This window comes from Enterobacter sp. SA197 (assembly GCF_054131575.1).
This window is the reverse complement of the sequence record NZ_CP096393.1, coordinates 1,650,231-1,664,945: the sequence shown is the minus strand read 5'-3', so window position 1 is coordinate 1,664,945 and position 14,715 is coordinate 1,650,231. Positions and strand designations below refer to the sequence as shown.

Sequence of the window (14,715 nt, the reverse complement as noted above, 5' to 3'; positions counted from 1 at the left end):
CCCTGATCTTAAAGGTGCAAAGACGCAAGACGGAGAATTTCGTTTTGCGTTGTCGTTTTCGTGTCAACAATTCCAGCGACGAGACCATTGCTCATCACCAGAATACGGTCAGTGATACCCAACAATTCAGGCATTTCTGAGGAGATAATAATTATCCCTTTATTCTTTTTCGCCAGCTCCGCAATCAGCTGATAGATTTCGAATTTCGCACCTACGTCGATACCACGAGTAGGCTCATCCAGCATCAGTATTTCAGGTTGAGTCAACAGCCAGCGACCAATAATCACTTTCTGTTGGTTCCCACCGGAAAGGGAGCCGATTTGTGTACGGTGGCCAGGCGTTTTCACGCGCATTGAGTCAATTACCCATTGGGTGTCACTCTTCATGCGGGAATTGTCGAGCAAACCAACTTTATTTTTGTAGTTCTGAATATTAGAAATCAGTGAGTTGAAACCAATATCCAGATAAGCATAAATACCGGTAGAACGACGTTCTTCCGTCACCAGCGCAAAACCATTATTAATGGCTTCATTCGCGTTGTGGTTATTAATACTTTTGCCATGTAGCTTAATGGTACCCGATGCTTTTTCACGGATGCCAAATAACGTTTCCACAATATCAGTACGCTTCGCCCCGACCAGTCCCGCGATACCGAGGATCTCACCTTTGCGCAAATCAAAGGAGATATCACGAATTGACGGCTGGCGCATCGACGTCAGGTTGCGCACCTCAAGAATAGTTTCGCCAGGGGTGTTATGTTTATCCGGGAAACGCTGATTCAGTGAACGGCCAACCATCATAGCGATGATCTTATCCATATCCAGCCCTTCAAGCGGCTGGGTGGCAATCCACTGACCATCGCGCAGGATCGTGATTTCATCGCACAGCTGGAAAATTTCTTCCATTTTATGTGAGATATAAACGATACCGCAGCCACGATCTTTCAGCTTACGAATAATAGTAAAAAGATGATTAACTTCTTTTTCGGTCAACGAGGAAGTAGGCTCATCCATAATAACGATTTTGGCGTCATAGGAGAACGCTTTCGCAATTTCGATCATCTGCATTTGCGAAACGGATAAGGTTCCGACACGCGCACGGGGATCGATATCAATATCCAGCTCATCGAAAATGGCTTTGGTATCGCGATACATTTTGTCCTGATCGACAAACACGCCTTTGGTCGGATAACGACCCAGCCACATGTTGTCCATAACAGAACGTTGCAACACCAGGTTTAATTCCTGATGAACCATTGAGATACCATTTTCCAGTGCTTCTTTTGCAGAATGGAAATCTATTTCTTTTCCCATAAAAAGAATGCTGCCGGAATCTTTTTGGTAGATCCCAAAAAGGCATTTTAATAATGTTGATTTACCCGCGCCATTCTCTCCCATTAATGCATGGATAGAATGAGGACGCACTTTTAAATTCACATTATCGAGAGCCTTTACGCCAGGAAAGGACTTGTTGATATTGCTCATTTCCAACAAGAATTCACCGGACGACTGAGTATTGTTGCTGACCATAATTATACCTTGTTGGCCTGGCATAGTTATTATAACAGGGCGCAGGATCTCGCGCCCTGTGTGTACGAAAAGCTAAAGATTACTTACCAGTAAATTGAGACAGGTTTTCCTGATCTACACCAACGTAAGGAATACGCACAATTTTGTTGTCGATTTTCCAGTCGGTGCCATCCGCCGCGCCTTTGCCGTCGGCGAGGTTTTTCGCCAGATCAAAGGTCGCTTTCGCCTGGTTGTTGGCATCGTTCAGAACGGTACCGGCCAGTGCGCCAGATTTAACCAGTGCCAGTGCTTCTGGCAGGGCATCCACACCAAATACCGGAATAGCGGACTTATTGTGCGCTTTCAGTGCTTCAACTGCACCCATCGCCATGGCGTCGTTGTTGGCAATCACGACTTCAATTTTGTTTGCATTCGGGCCAGAGAGCCATGCATCCATCTTATCTTTCGCCATTGCGGTGTCCCACATCGCGGTATCAAGCTGAAGCTGCTCAGTTTTGATGCCTTTATCATTCAGCTCTTTGATAACGTAAGTGGTACGTGCTTCTGCATCCGGGTGGCCCGGTTCGCCTTTGAGCAGAACGAACTGGATCTGACCATCTTTGTTCAGGTCCCAGTTTTTGTTCGCAGCCCAGTGTTTAGCAATCAGGTCGCCCTGAATGATGCCGGATTCTTTAGAGTCAGTACCCACATAGAAGGCTTTGTCGTAGCTATCCAGCGCTTTACGGTTCGGTTCTTTGTTGAAGAAGACGATAGGCACATTCTGCCCACGTGCTTTCTCAATGACGGTACCTGCAGCCGCCGGGTCAACCAGGTTGATCGCCAGTGCTTTCACGCCTTTTGCCAGCAGCACGTCAATCTGATCGTTCTGTTTGGACTGGTCGTTCTGCGAGTCGTTCATCAGCAGCTGTACGCCGGAAGCGTCTTTAGCGTCTTTCTCGATGGCTTTACGTACAACGGACATAAAGTTGTCATCGTATTTATAAATGGTCACACCAATACGGGTATCCGCAGCGTGAGCGGCCGCGCCAAACAGCATGCTTGCCATAACAGCAGACAGAGTCAACACCTTCTTATTCATGGTATCTCCGGTTTTTTGCAGGGTAGTTCTTGTGAATTCAAGGGTCGGCGGGGCAGCAAGGTAGTGAAACGTTACTGTCGGCCGAAGTTCACTCAAAAAATTCTTTCTTCCGTGTAAGGTAACGCTCCAGTGATGCGCAATTGTCGATGCTTCAGGCTTACTGACGCCCCCATTGCCGGGTCGCCACCGTTACATCGTGTTTCAGCTCTTAAAACGCTGACATCATAGTCAGCGCGTTGTTAAGATACTGTGAATTTACTCACAGATTGAAAACGGTTACATCATCAAAACTCATAGGTTAGTGATCGTTACCCCAATTTGCCGTGATGTAACAGAGTGACGACGCACCAGCGTCGGCATAAAGCAGTGTTTTGCTTCAGGATCAAGCTTGCCCGCGGCCCCCATCAGCGCCAGCTCGGTCGCCAGTCGCGCCATTGAGGCGATGGGATAGCGCACCGTGGTCAGTTGCGGGTCGGTGTAACGAGCAATGGGGATGTCGTCAAAGCCAATCAGGGAGAGATGCGGTGGCACCGCAATGCCATTGTCTTTCAGCGCCGTCAGTGCGCCTGCGGCCATGCTGTCGTTATAGGCAAATACCGCGGTAAGTTGTAGGTTACGCCCCAGCAGCTCCACCATTGCCGCCTCTCCGCCCTGCATATCGGGCGAGCCGGTGCCAACCCAGGTGTCCGGTGCAGTAACACCGTGTTCTGCCAGCGCCTTAAACCAGCCCTCACGGCGCAAATCGTTATCTTCAATCTGATGGCTTGAAGCAAGATACCCGATGCGCTGATGCCCATGATTAAGAAGCATTCGGGTCGCCATAATGGCGCCGCTTACGTTATCCAGCTCAACGCAGCGGTGGGCATACCCGGGCACCACACGGTTGATGAGCACCATGCCGGGGATCTGTTCCATAAACCCGACAAGCTCTTCATCACTCAGTGCTTTAGAGTGAACAATCAAGGCGTTACAGCGTTGACGAATCAGAACCTCAATGGCATGACGCTCTTTTTCAGCCTCGTGGTAGCTGTTACCTATCAGCACATATTTCTGGTGCTGCTGCGCGACGACATCCACCGCTTTCACCAGCGCACCGAAGAAAGCATCGGATACGTCCATCACCACAACACCAATGGTGTCGCTGACCTGAGTGGCCAGCGCCTGCGCGTTTGCGTTTGGCCGGTAGCCAAGCTGCGCAACCGCACGGGTTACGGCCTCACGCGTATCCTGGCTTACCAGCGCACTGTTGTTCAATACGCGAGAAACCGTCGCAACGGAAACGCCCGCCTGACGGGCCACGTCACGAATGGTTACCATAGTTTTACCCTGTATGGATGGCGGAAGCTCACAGACACACCCCCTGTCGTTAGCAAGGCGAGTATTCTCTCAGTCGGCGTAAGTCCGCTACGTGAGTGGCATCACACGAATGGAAACGGTTACATCCATTTTGTTAATGATTGTGATCCAGATCGTTATCTGGATGTGCGGGGTAATGACATCCCCGCAGCACGAGCGGTTAACTGACGCCAGAGCCACTCGAAGGGACCCTGACGAAAGCGACGTAACCAGAAGAGGGAGAAGAGGATATTGACCGCCCAGACGAGGGGAACCAGTGCCAGCAGCTGCAGGCGGTCAAACTTCATGAACAAACCAAAACGGTAAAACAGCGTGGTGCAAATCAGCGTCTGCAAGAGATAATTACTGAGCGCCATGCGTCCGACGCAGGCAATGGCATTCACCAGCCTGCTCCGGCAGAGCTGCGGCCAGAAGCCAAAAATGAGTGAGGTATAACCCAGCACCTGGAGCGGCGCACTGAGTTCGCGGGGTGCCTGTAAAATAAATGCACACCAGCGGTAGGCCCATTCCAGCTGCCACTGGGCAATAATGGCGGGCAGATTTATGGCAAGCCCCAGCAACGTCAGGAAAAGCCCCGTGCGGCGATAATGTGACAGACTGAACTGCCCTTTCAGCCAGCCGCTACGCATCAGGGCTGCCCCAATCAGCATTAACCCGGCAAGCTGCCAGCCATATTGCGCTCCCAGCGCCAGCAATCCATTTGAGAGCATATCGGCACGGTTACCAATGGCCTCCATGAACCCGCCCGTGGTCTTCCAGTAACCTTCGTACTGCAGCGTAGCCGCATCCGGCAGCCATGAACGGTTTGGCGTACTCCCGGAAATCACCCCCAACAGCAGCAGCACCGCAATGCCAATAATGTAGAGCGCCACACCGGTATTAAAGAGCGTTTTCACGTTGACGGCATCACGTACCATTCGCCAGGCGACCAGGCCAATCAAACCATACGCCAGCAGAATATCGCCGTCCCAGAACACCAGCCCGTGGATGAAGCCAAGCAGCGCCAGCAGGGTTAAACGTGACTGTATCCAGCGTTTACCGCGCGGTAAGAGCATTTGTAAGCCGGCCCCGAAGAGGATGGCGAACAGAGAGAGAAATTTGACCTGCGCCACGAGGTCGAGTGCCGCCCATGTCCAGGCATCCTGCAAACTGATGCTGCCTTTCCAGGCGGGATTAAGATAGGCGGCTTTAGGCAGACCAAAGCCGACGATGTTCAACAGCAGGATACCGAGAATGGCAATGCCACGAACAAAATCCAGCGTGACATTTCTTTCCATGTACCCGGCTCCTGTTAAAAACTAGTTATGGTGACGCACGGCGCGCAGGAATTCCTGACGCGTGTTCTGGCTGGACTTAAACAATCCCCCCAGCGAGGTGGTGGTGGTGGCGCTGGTGGCATCGCGGATACCGCGCGCTTTCACGCAATAATGCACGGCATCAATGGAAACCGCGACATTGTTGGTGCCGAGCAGGGTCTGAAGGGCGGTCAGGATCTGCTGCGTAAGACGCTCTTGCACCTGCGGACGTTGGGCAAAAAACTGCACAATGCGGTTGATCTTGGAGAGCCCAATGACCGAATCTTTTGGAATATACGCCACGGTCGCTTTACCGTCGATGGTGACAAAATGGTGCTCGCAGGTGCTGGTCAGCGTGATATCGCGTACCGTGACCATTTCATCCACTTTCATCTTATTTTCGATGACGGTAATTTTCGGGAAATTGGCATAGTCGAGGCCCGAGAAGATCTCATCAACGTACATTTTAGCAATACGGTGCGGCGTCTCCATCAGGCTGTCATCCTCAAGATCGAGATTAAGAAGCTGCATAATCTCAGTCATATGACCGGCTATCAGGCGCTTGCGGGATTCGTTATCCAGGTCGACGGGTGGACGCAAGGGGGTTTCAAGGCCGCGAGCAACCAGGGCCTCATGAACGAGAGCCGCTTCTTTACTGAGTGATGACATTTTTTATTCTCCTGCAGGTGTGGCATCTTCGCCCGAATGACAAGCGAAGTGAGCAAGCATTGTGCGTGAGGTCGCGCACAGAATCCAGTATTCACGGCGATAATTAATGAAATAGCCCGCGCCTGTTAACGCGCACGCTTCCACACCAGAAGACCACCCGTCAGCAAGGCGATTCCCGCCAGCCCCAACGCGGGTTCCAGCCGCTGCGTAAGCCAGGTTGAGAGCGCTGAGGTTACGGGCCCAATCAGTTGTCCGATAGCATAACCGGTGGTCAATAACCCGGCCATATATCGCGCGTGGTTCGGTGCCAGTTCACGGCCATATAACAGCGACAACTGCACCGCACACAGAAAACCGCCGCCGACTAACAGCGCGCCAGTCACCAGTCCGCTCATTCCCGGCAGCACGCTTGCTGCTAATACGCCTGCGCCCTGCAGCCATAACACTATGGCAAGGCGCTGATGGCTCTCTCCCAGATGACGCAGCGCGATACTCAGCGCAATACCCACCACCGCCGCCGCGCCGAAGACCGGCCAGACAAACTGGGCAAACAGGCTTCCCGGAAAACGCAGCGCCGCCATTTGCGATAAAAAGGTGGCCGGCAGGATGTAACCAAAGCCCGCCAGGCTATAACTTAAGACCAGGCGCCTGAGGTCAGGGGTGAGAGGCAAAGGCGCCGGCTGGTCGCCAGAGCGATGTAACTGCCCAGGGCGCGGCAGATAACGTCCAATAAAGGCAATCAGGATCAGCGCCAGCACGCCGTAAACCTGCCAGGCCGCCGCGGCAGAAAGACCGCGCGACTGAATAGCCACTGCCAGCACGCCACTTAAGGCAATGCCTGCGCCAGGCCCAGCAAACACGGCGGCGCTGAGGCCGGGGCGGGCATGGTGTGCCAGACGCTCGTTGGTCCAGGCGGCGGTCAGCACCATCGCCCAGCCGCTCATGGCACCAATCACCAGACGTAGCGCAGCGTGCGTGAACGGGTTGTCGGCAACAGCGGAGAGCAAGGTCAAAGCAACGGCACCCGCGACGCCGAGGTACAGACGCATTTCGACGTGGCGACGGGCACGCATTGCGTCCCATGCGCCAATGAGGTAACCAAGGTAGTTCATGGCGGCCACCAGCCCGGCGCTGGTCAGGGTCAGTTGCCCATCGTGGATCATCAGCGGCACCTGAGGCGTGAAAGCAAAGCGCCCTATTCCCATCGCCACGACCAGCACAATAAAACCGCTCAGCGCAATTCTAAGCGCCATCCGCACCCCGAAAGTTAAAAAAAAGTAAAATTTATGATGCAATATGATGAAACGAAGCGAAAGTTAAAGTTGCTCACAGCGACATGAATAATCTGTATTATGGAGAGCTATCACGCTTTTATTTAATCGAGTTCAAAGGAGCCTTGCATGGAATTGCTTGAAGAGCACCGCTGTTTTGAAGGGCGTCAGCTACGTGTGCGACATGACTCAACCGTGCTGAAATGCGCGATGACGTTCAGCATCTTTTTGCCCCCTGTCCGTGAAAATACACCGCCGCCGGTCCTTTACTGGCTCTCCGGCCTGACCTGCAATGACGAGAACTTTACCTTCAAAGCAGGCGCGCAGCGCGTGGCGGCTGAGCTGGGTATAGCGCTAGTCATGCCGGACACCAGCCCGCGCGGTGACGATGTCGCGGATGCTGACGGTTACGATCTGGGAAAAGGGGCGGGTTTTTATCTTAATGCGACCGAGCAGCCCTGGGCTTCTCACTACCGGATGTACGACTATCTGCGCGATGAGCTGCCTGCACTAATTCAGGCGGAATTTGCCGTAAGCGATCGTCAGGCTATCAGCGGTCACTCAATGGGAGGTCATGGCGCATTGATAATGGCGCTGAAAAACCCGGGCCGTTTTACCAGCGTCTCGGCATTCGCCCCTATTGTTAACCCAATAAAAGTCCCCTGGGGCCAGAAAGCCTTTACGGCCTATCTTGGTCACGATACGTCTGCATGGCAGGCGTGGGACAGCTGCCTTTTGATGCAGGCAAGCCAGGCTGAAGATGCTATCCCGACCCTTATCGATCAGGGAGATGCAGACCAGTTCCTCGCGGAGCAATTGCAACCTGCGCGACTGACCGAAGTCGCCCGTCAGAATGCATGGCCGCTGACGCTTCGCGTGCAGCCGGGTTACGATCATAGCTACTATTTCATTGCCTCCTTTATTGAAGATCACCTGCGTTTTCATGCCGGGCATCTCCTGAAATAAGGCGGGAGGGCACCTGCCCTCCCCTTTACTTTTCCTTACATTCACCCCTATCCCGTTGAACGTCTTTGCTTTCTTCATTTATTAATAATTAAATACAAATGATTTCAATTCTCACTTGTATTTACATAAAGACATTTTTTCTTCACAATCCCTGCGCTTCGCCATCTCATGAAGGCTTAAAAGACAAACACTTAGCGTTTTCATGGTTTTGATATGGCATCTTTTTCATTGAAACGGAATGACATGATGATGACACCTCGCGCAAACGTCCTTGCTGTCGCAATCTGTGCAGCACTCTCCCCCTCCCTGTTACACGCCGCCGACCAGGATACCGTTGTTGTCTCCGCTACCGGTTTTGAACAAAAAATCCAGAATGCCCCGGCCTCAATTTCGGTTATCTCTAAACAACAAATCGAAGATAAGGCCTATCGTGATGTTACCGACGCCCTGAAAGATGTCCCGGGCGTAGTGGTAACGGGCGGAGGCAGTAGCAGCGATATCAGCATTCGCGGTATGGGCTCCCAGTACACCCTTTTCCTGGTTAATGGCAAACGCGTCAGCACCCGTGGCACTCGGCCGAACAGCGACAACGCCGGTATAGAACAGGGCTGGCTGCCCCCTCTGGAATCCATAGAGCGTATTGAAGTGATTCGTGGCCCGATGTCCTCGCTCTACGGTTCGGATGCAATGGGCGGGGTTATCAACGTCATCACCAAAAAAGTCTCCAATACCCAGGCCTGGACAGGCTCGCTGCATGGCGATGCCACCTGGCAGGAAAATCGCGACTCCGGCGATCTGTATCAGACCAATGCCTATGCCTCCGGCCCGTTAATTGATGGTCTGCTGGGCGTGAAGGCGACCGGCCTCTTCTCCCGTCGTGCCGAAGATAAGATTCTTAATGGCTACAACGAGCAGCGTCTGCGCAACGGCGGGGTCACACTGAACTTTACACCGGATGATAAAAACGACATCGATTTCGATGTCTCACGTGAATTACAGGATCGAAACAGTACGCCAGGTAAATCGTCTGCTGCGCAAAGCTGCCGTGGAAGCGTCTGCACCCCCAACAGCAAAAGTGAAAGCCGCTACGAGCACACCACTTATGCGTTGACCCACAGCGGGTATTACGAAGACGTCAACACCGTCAGCTATCTCCAGCAGGAAGAGACCAATAACCCAGGTCGTGAAATGAAGTCCTGGAACACCACCTTTAACACCCAGAACCAGATCTTCCTGGATGCGCATACCCTGACGCTGGGCGGTCAGTATCGCTACGAAAAACTGCGCGATAACGGTAACCAGCTGGAAGCGGCAGACGGTCTGAATAAACTGACCCGCTGGAGCTGGGCGCTGTTTGCTGAAGATGAGTGGGCCATTCTCGATAATCTGAGTCTGACCGGCGGTCTGCGTATGGACAAGGATGAAAACTATGGCACCAACTGGACGCCGCGTGGCTACGGTGTCTGGCATCTGACCGATCAATGGACGCTGAAAGGGGGCGTATCCGCCGGTTATCGGGCACCTGATTTGCGTCAGTCCTCCGCGAACTGGGGACAGGTGACAGGGGGCGGTCGACTGAACGGCATTATCGTGGGTAACCCGGATTTGAAGCCCGAGAAGAGCGTAAGCGAAGAACTGGCCTTGTTGTGGGATAACAACGATAACCTGAACGCCGGGATCACCCTCTTTAACACCGATTTTAAAAACAAAATAACTGAAGTTCGTCGCTGCAACAGTAGCGCCGATCCGGCCTGTACTATCGGTAACGTCAGCTATGATTTCGTCAGTGACCGGGTGAACGTCGACAAAGCTAACATGCGCGGCGTGGAGTCCTCCTTTGGCTGGAAAATCACCCCTGACCTGAACCTGACCGCCAATTACACCTACACGGAGTCTGAGCAAAAAAGCGGGCAGTTCTCTGGCAAACCATTGAACAAAATGCCAAAACACATGCTGAACACCACGCTGGACTGGCAGGCGATGCAGGATGTGGGCTTATGGAGCCGCCTGAACTTCCGCGGCAAAACCTCGGAATACCTGAGCCGTACCTCTATGTCTCAGGGCACGCCATCCTACACGCAGGTGGATGTGGGCGTGCGCTATAACGCCACCAAAGATCTGCTGGTTTCTGCGGGTGTCTATAACGTGCTTGATAAGCAAATTGACTATGATACCTACGACACCGTGCTTGATGGCCGCCGTTATACTCTCGGTTTAACCTATAGCTTCTGATATCCGTACATGAGAAAACGCCCCGACAGATTGCCGGGGCGTTTTTATTTGTGACTGCCAGGAACTGAGATTTACTTCGTAAAACGCTCCGGGAACACCATCTCTTTGTAGCTAACAAAGCGGGTGCCTCTGGAGAATTTGTAACCAAACCAGATAATCAGGAACAGCGGGATACCAATGTAAGTTGCTGCCACTGCGCCCCAGTCAATGGTGTCTTTCAGGAAGGCTTCATAGTTCTGACCAAGGGTAATGATCAGGCACAGGGCGAAGGCAAACATCGGCCCCAGCGGGAAGAAACCCGAGCGGTACGGCAGATTATTGAGATCGTGCCCCTGCATCACATAACCACGACGGAAACGATAATGGCTGATGGCAATCCCCAGCCAGGCGATAAAGCCCGTCATGCCGGAGGTATTCAATAACCACAGATAAACCGTCTGGTTACCAAACATAGAGGTCAGGAAGCACAGCCCCGCAATCACGGTAGTGGCATACAGCGCGTTGCGTGGGACACCGCCTTTTGACAGCTTAGCGAAGATACGCGGCGCTTTACCGTCGCAGGCCAGGGTGTAAAGCATACGGGTCGACGCGTACATGCCAGAGTTACCGGCTGAGAGTACCGCCGTCAGGATCACCGCATTCATAATGGCAGCCGCAGAGAGCAGACCGGCATGCTGGAACACCAGCGTGAATGGGCTGACACTGATGTCTTTTACATCGTTGCGCAGCAGGCTCGGATCGGTGTACGGAATGATCAGGCTGATAATCAGAATCGCGAACACATAGAACAGCAGAATACGCCAGAAGACCTGGCGCACGGCGCGCGGAATATTTTTCTCAGGATCTTCAGATTCACCCGCCGCGATGCCAATAAGCTCGGTGCCCTGGAAAGAGAAGCCAACGATCATGGCCACACCAATCATCGCCGACAGGCCGCCGGCAAAAGGCGCATCTCCTGTCGTCCAGTTGCTCCACCCCGCAGGCTGCGCGCCTTTGAAAATGCCCACAATCATCATGATACCGATGACGATAAAGATAACCACGGTCGCCACTTTAATCAGCGAGAACCAGTATTCGGCCTCACCAAAGCCCTTCACCGAGATATAGTTCAGCAGGAAGATGACGCAGAGGAACACGGCGCTCCAGATCCAGCCCGGCGTATCGGGAAACCACCAGGTCATTACCAGCTGCGCGGCAACCAGGTCCACGGCGATGGTGACGGCCCAGTTGTACCAGTAGTTCCAGCCCAGCGCGAAGCCAAAACCCTCTTCAACATACTGCTGACCATAGGTGGCAAATGAACCGGAAACCGGCATGTACGCCGCCAGCTCGCCCAGGCTGGTCATCAGGAAATAGACCATCAGGCCGATGAGAATATAAGAGAAGAGCGCGCCGCCCGGGCCCGCTGCGGAAATCGTCGCCCCGGATGCAACAAAAAGACCAGTTCCGATAGATCCGCCAATGGCGATCATCGTCAGGTGACGCGCCTTGAGCGCACGGCGAAGCGTGGGCGCTTGTGTGGTTTTAGTTTCACAAACCATAAGAAAATGCTATCCATCCAAAAAATGAGGCGCGATTGTAGCAAACGAAAAGGGTTCAATCTGGCACAAAAACCCTCATATTAGACACCTTCATGATAGCAGGTGGATTATAAGTAAGGCAGTGGATGACGCCCCCTCACCCCGGCCCTCTCCCTAAGGGAGAGGGAGAAAATCAAAGCCATTCTCGTTCGGTTCACTCTCACTCAGGGTTAAGGAATTACCACAAAGAAAGTGCGAGCACGGACAGTTCCCTCTCACTCAGGGTTAAGGAATTACCACAAAGAAAATGCGAGCACGGACAGCTCCCTCTCCTCTTGGGGGAGAAGGTCAGGGTGAGGGGAACATGCGGCTCTGAGGGTCATTCCGTTCACCTTATCTTCCTTGCTTCTCTGTAGCTCCAGAACCCGTGAACGTGCCAGGGTGGTTCACCGCCACCACCCTGGCGACCCGGGCTCCCGGCTAAGAAAATCGCCGCTGCGCAGTCCACGACGCTTAATCCTTCAGGCTTATCGGGGACGGGCGGAGGAAACCTCCCTGTAAAGCCGCCCTCGCCGCGCATCCCTGCGCGGCGCCCCGGCCTTGCGGATACGCGTCGCCGATTTTCAGCCGGACCCTGTCATCGCTGTAATTGCTTTATTCTGATTGCGCCGCGTTATGGCGGTAAAAACGTAATATTACCAGGGTCCCTCCCCCCTTTTGGGGAGAAGGTAAGGATGAGGGGTGGTTACACAAGGGCTAGTTCAGCCCTCTTACCGACGCAATAAACTGCTGTAATTCTGGTGTCTTCGGCTGATTAAAGAACGACTTGCTCTCCCCCTGCTCCCAGACTTTTCCCTGATGCATAAACACCACCCTGTCACCCACTTCCCGGGCGAAACTCATCTCATGGGTCACCAGAATCAGCGTCATACCTTCAGCGGCAAGTTGCTCCAGCACGCGCAATACCTCCCCCACCAGCTCCGGGTCCAGTGCTGAGGTGATTTCATCGCACAACAGCACTTTGGGTTTCATCGCCAGCGCACGGGCAATGGCCACGCGCTGCTGCTGCCCCCCGGAGAGGTTCGACGGATAATAGTCCATACGCTCCCCTAACCCGACCTTCTCCAGCATCTCTTTTGCCAACTGGCGGCACTCATCAGCGGGCAATTTCAGCACCCGGCGCGGCGCCAGCATCACGTTTTCCAGCGCGGTCATATGGGGAAACAGGTTAAAACTCTGGAACACCATCCCGACAGAACGGCTGATCTCGCGGGCTTGCGAATCTCTGTCCGTCACCGTCATGCCACCGAGCTTGATGCTGCCGTCCTGGTAACCTTCCAGGCCGTTCATGCAGCGCAGCAACGTGCTTTTTCCCGAGCCGCTGCGCCCGATAATCGACACCACTTCACCCATTTCGATATCCAGACTGACGCCCTTCAGCACATGGTTGTCGCCGTAATATTTTTGCACGTCATTAATGGTGATGAGCGGCATGGAATTTCTTCTCCAGGTAACGGCTGTAACGCGACAGCGGGTAACACATCAGGAAATAGCCCAGCGCGACCAGGCCAAACACTTTAAAGGGTGCAAAGGTGACGTTATTGAGCATGGTGCCCGCCTTGGTGAGTTCAACAAAGCCAATAATGGAAGCCAGGGCTGTCCCCTTCACCACCTGCACCGAGAAGCCCACCGTCGGGGCGATGGCAATACGTATTGCCTGGGGCGCAATCACGCGAAACAACGTCTGACCGAAGCTTAACCCCAGGCAGCGGCACGCCTCCCACTGCCCCTTTGGTAACGCTTTGATGCTGCCGTACCAGATATCGAGCAAAAAAGCGCTGGTGAATAAGGTCAGCGCCAGCGTGGCCGCCGTCCAGGGGCTGACATCAATGCCAAACAGCGCAAGACCAAAGAACGCCAGGAAGAGCTGCATCAGCAGCGGCGTGCCCTGAAACAGGGCGGCGTAAGCTGCAATACAACGTTTCGGCCACACCCAGCGGCTGATGCGCAGCACCAGCAGCGGCAGAGTCACTAAGGTGCCGCAAATAAAGGCAATCAGGGAGAGCAGCAGCGTCCAGCGTGCGGCCAGCAGCAGGTTGCGCAGAATATCCCAGTCGGTAAATGTGCTCATCAGTGTTCACTCCCTAACCACTTGCGCCCGGCGGCCAGCAAAACCTGACGCATCAGCAATGAGAGCGCAAGGTACAACAGCGTGGTGACCAGATAGACTTCAAAACTCAAAAAAGTGCGAGACTGAATCAGGTTTGCCATAAAGGTCAGCTCTTCATATGAGACCTGCGACACCACCGATGACCCCAGCATCACGATGATGCATTGACTCACCAGCGCCGGGTAAATCCGCCCCAGCGCCGGGGGGAGAATCACCCGTATAAAGGTCTGCACTTTCGTTAATCCCAGCACCCTCGCCGCTTCCCACTGGCCTTTTGGCGCGACCTGAATACCGGCGCGGATAATTTCAGTGCTGTACGCGCCGAGGTTAATCAACATGGCAATCAGCGCCGCCTGCCCTGCCGTAAGCTTGAGGCCAAGCCCTGGCAGGCCAAACACAATGAAAAAAAGCTGCACCACGAAGGGGGTATTGCGAATCAGCTCCACATACGCCCCCCAGAGGTGACTGAGGAGAGTCGGTTTACCACTGCGCAGCGCCGCGCCGATGATCCCGAGCGACACCCTACCGAGGGTCGCCACAGTGGTCAGGGTGACCGTGGTCCACAGCCCCGCCAGCAACTGCGGCCAGAAGGGCCAGAGGGCGGCAAAATCAAGGGTTGTCGTCATGCC

General features: G+C 53.7%; 12 protein-coding genes. 2 read left to right on the top strand and 10 right to left on the bottom strand.

Annotated features, from left to right (window positions below; genetic code table 11):
• Nucleotides 1-8: 8 nt before the first annotated feature.
• The 6 genes from mglA to M1D91_RS07590 form a co-directional block, all read right to left on the bottom strand.
• A complete protein-coding gene (gene mglA / locus M1D91_RS07615; protein ID WP_437430983.1) occupies nucleotides 9-1,529 on the bottom strand; it encodes a galactose/methyl galactoside ABC transporter ATP-binding protein MglA in 1,521 nt (506 codons plus the stop codon).
• 79 nt (nucleotides 1,530-1,608) lie between these two features.
• Nucleotides 1,609-2,607, bottom strand: a complete 999-nt coding sequence (gene mglB, locus M1D91_RS07610) for a galactose/glucose ABC transporter substrate-binding protein MglB (protein WP_437430982.1) — start codon at nucleotides 2,605-2,607, stop codon at nucleotides 1,609-1,611.
• Nucleotides 2,608-2,898: 291 nt separating this feature from the next.
• The gene (gene galS / locus M1D91_RS07605; RefSeq protein WP_437430981.1) at nucleotides 2,899-3,924 is read right to left on the bottom strand and encodes an HTH-type transcriptional regulator GalS; all 1,026 of its coding nucleotides are present in this window, start codon (nucleotides 3,922-3,924) and stop codon (nucleotides 2,899-2,901) included.
• Between the two features lie 155 nt (nucleotides 3,925-4,079).
• Nucleotides 4,080-5,240 carry a DUF418 domain-containing protein YeiB gene (gene yeiB, locus M1D91_RS07600; protein WP_437430980.1) on the bottom strand — a complete coding sequence of 387 codons (1,161 nt, stop codon included), beginning with the start codon at nucleotides 5,238-5,240 and terminating at the stop codon, nucleotides 4,080-4,082.
• A gap of 21 nt (nucleotides 5,241-5,261) precedes the next feature.
• Nucleotides 5,262-5,927 (bottom strand): GTP cyclohydrolase I FolE, encoded by a 666-nt coding sequence (gene folE, locus M1D91_RS07595; protein WP_437430979.1) that lies wholly within the window; start codon nucleotides 5,925-5,927, stop codon nucleotides 5,262-5,264.
• A gap of 125 nt (nucleotides 5,928-6,052) precedes the next feature.
• Nucleotides 6,053-7,180 carry a YbfB/YjiJ family MFS transporter gene (locus M1D91_RS07590; RefSeq protein ID WP_437430978.1) on the bottom strand — a complete coding sequence of 376 codons (1,128 nt, stop codon included), beginning with the start codon at nucleotides 7,178-7,180 and terminating at the stop codon, nucleotides 6,053-6,055.
• Between the two features lie 147 nt (nucleotides 7,181-7,327).
• Here M1D91_RS07590 and fghA point away from each other — a divergent pair, with 147 nt between their 5' ends.
• Together fghA and M1D91_RS07580 are read left to right on the top strand one after the other, a co-directional pair.
• Nucleotides 7,328-8,164, top strand: coding sequence for an S-formylglutathione hydrolase (fghA, locus tag M1D91_RS07585; protein WP_437430977.1), 837 nt, complete (start codon nucleotides 7,328-7,330; stop codon nucleotides 8,162-8,164).
• A gap of 246 nt (nucleotides 8,165-8,410) precedes the next feature.
• On the top strand, nucleotides 8,411-10,396 hold the full coding sequence (locus M1D91_RS07580; RefSeq protein ID WP_437431032.1) for a ligand-gated channel protein: 1,986 nt from the start codon (nucleotides 8,411-8,413) through the stop codon (nucleotides 10,394-10,396).
• A gap of 71 nt (nucleotides 10,397-10,467) precedes the next feature.
• Here the strand turns inward: M1D91_RS07580 and M1D91_RS07575 are convergent, their stop codons facing one another.
• The 4 genes from M1D91_RS07575 to M1D91_RS07560 all read right to left on the bottom strand — a co-directional run bounded on the left by M1D91_RS07575 (nucleotide 10,468) and on the right by M1D91_RS07560 (nucleotide 14,712).
• On the bottom strand, nucleotides 10,468-11,937 hold the full coding sequence (locus M1D91_RS07575; RefSeq protein ID WP_437430976.1) for an amino acid permease: 1,470 nt from the start codon (nucleotides 11,935-11,937) through the stop codon (nucleotides 10,468-10,470).
• 735 nt (nucleotides 11,938-12,672) lie between these two features.
• The gene (locus M1D91_RS07570; RefSeq protein ID WP_437430975.1) at nucleotides 12,673-13,410 is read right to left on the bottom strand and encodes an amino acid ABC transporter ATP-binding protein; all 738 of its coding nucleotides are present in this window, start codon (nucleotides 13,408-13,410) and stop codon (nucleotides 12,673-12,675) included.
• Nucleotides 13,391-14,047, bottom strand: coding sequence for an amino acid ABC transporter permease (locus M1D91_RS07565; RefSeq protein ID WP_437430974.1), 657 nt, complete (start codon nucleotides 14,045-14,047; stop codon nucleotides 13,391-13,393). The genes M1D91_RS07570 and M1D91_RS07565 overlap by 20 nt, the downstream gene beginning before the upstream one ends.
• Nucleotides 14,047-14,712 (bottom strand): amino acid ABC transporter permease, encoded by a 666-nt coding sequence (locus tag M1D91_RS07560; RefSeq protein WP_437430973.1) that lies wholly within the window; start codon nucleotides 14,710-14,712, stop codon nucleotides 14,047-14,049. Before M1D91_RS07560 ends, M1D91_RS07565 begins: the two co-directional genes overlap by 1 nt.
• Nucleotides 14,713-14,715 lie beyond the last annotated feature (3 nt).

Bases quoted from the DNA above. Each gene is read 5' to 3' on its own strand.
- mglA (WP_437430983.1), bottom strand. From the start codon at position 1,529: ATGGTCAGCAACAATACTCAGTCGTCCGGTGAATTCTTGTTGGAAATG.
- mglB (WP_437430982.1), bottom strand. From the start codon at position 2,607: ATGAATAAGAAGGTGTTGACTCTGTCTGCTGTTATGGCAAGCATGCTG.
- galS (WP_437430981.1), bottom strand. From the start codon at position 3,924: ATGGTAACCATTCGTGACGTGGCCCGTCAGGCGGGCGTTTCCGTTGCG.
- yeiB (WP_437430980.1), bottom strand. From the start codon at position 5,240: ATGGAAAGAAATGTCACGCTGGATTTTGTTCGTGGCATTGCCATTCTC.
- folE (WP_437430979.1), bottom strand. From the start codon at position 5,927: ATGTCATCACTCAGTAAAGAAGCGGCTCTCGTTCATGAGGCCCTGGTT.
- M1D91_RS07590 (WP_437430978.1), bottom strand. From the start codon at position 7,180: ATGGCGCTTAGAATTGCGCTGAGCGGTTTTATTGTGCTGGTCGTGGCG.
- fghA (WP_437430977.1), top strand. From the start codon at position 7,328: ATGGAATTGCTTGAAGAGCACCGCTGTTTTGAAGGGCGTCAGCTACGT.
- M1D91_RS07580 (WP_437431032.1), top strand. From the start codon at position 8,411: ATGATGACACCTCGCGCAAACGTCCTTGCTGTCGCAATCTGTGCAGCA.
- M1D91_RS07575 (WP_437430976.1), bottom strand. From the start codon at position 11,937: ATGGTTTGTGAAACTAAAACCACACAAGCGCCCACGCTTCGCCGTGCG.
- M1D91_RS07570 (WP_437430975.1), bottom strand. From the start codon at position 13,410: ATGCCGCTCATCACCATTAATGACGTGCAAAAATATTACGGCGACAAC.
- M1D91_RS07565 (WP_437430974.1), bottom strand. From the start codon at position 14,047: ATGAGCACATTTACCGACTGGGATATTCTGCGCAACCTGCTGCTGGCC.
- M1D91_RS07560 (WP_437430973.1), bottom strand. From the start codon at position 14,712: ATGACGACAACCCTTGATTTTGCCGCCCTCTGGCCCTTCTGGCCGCAG.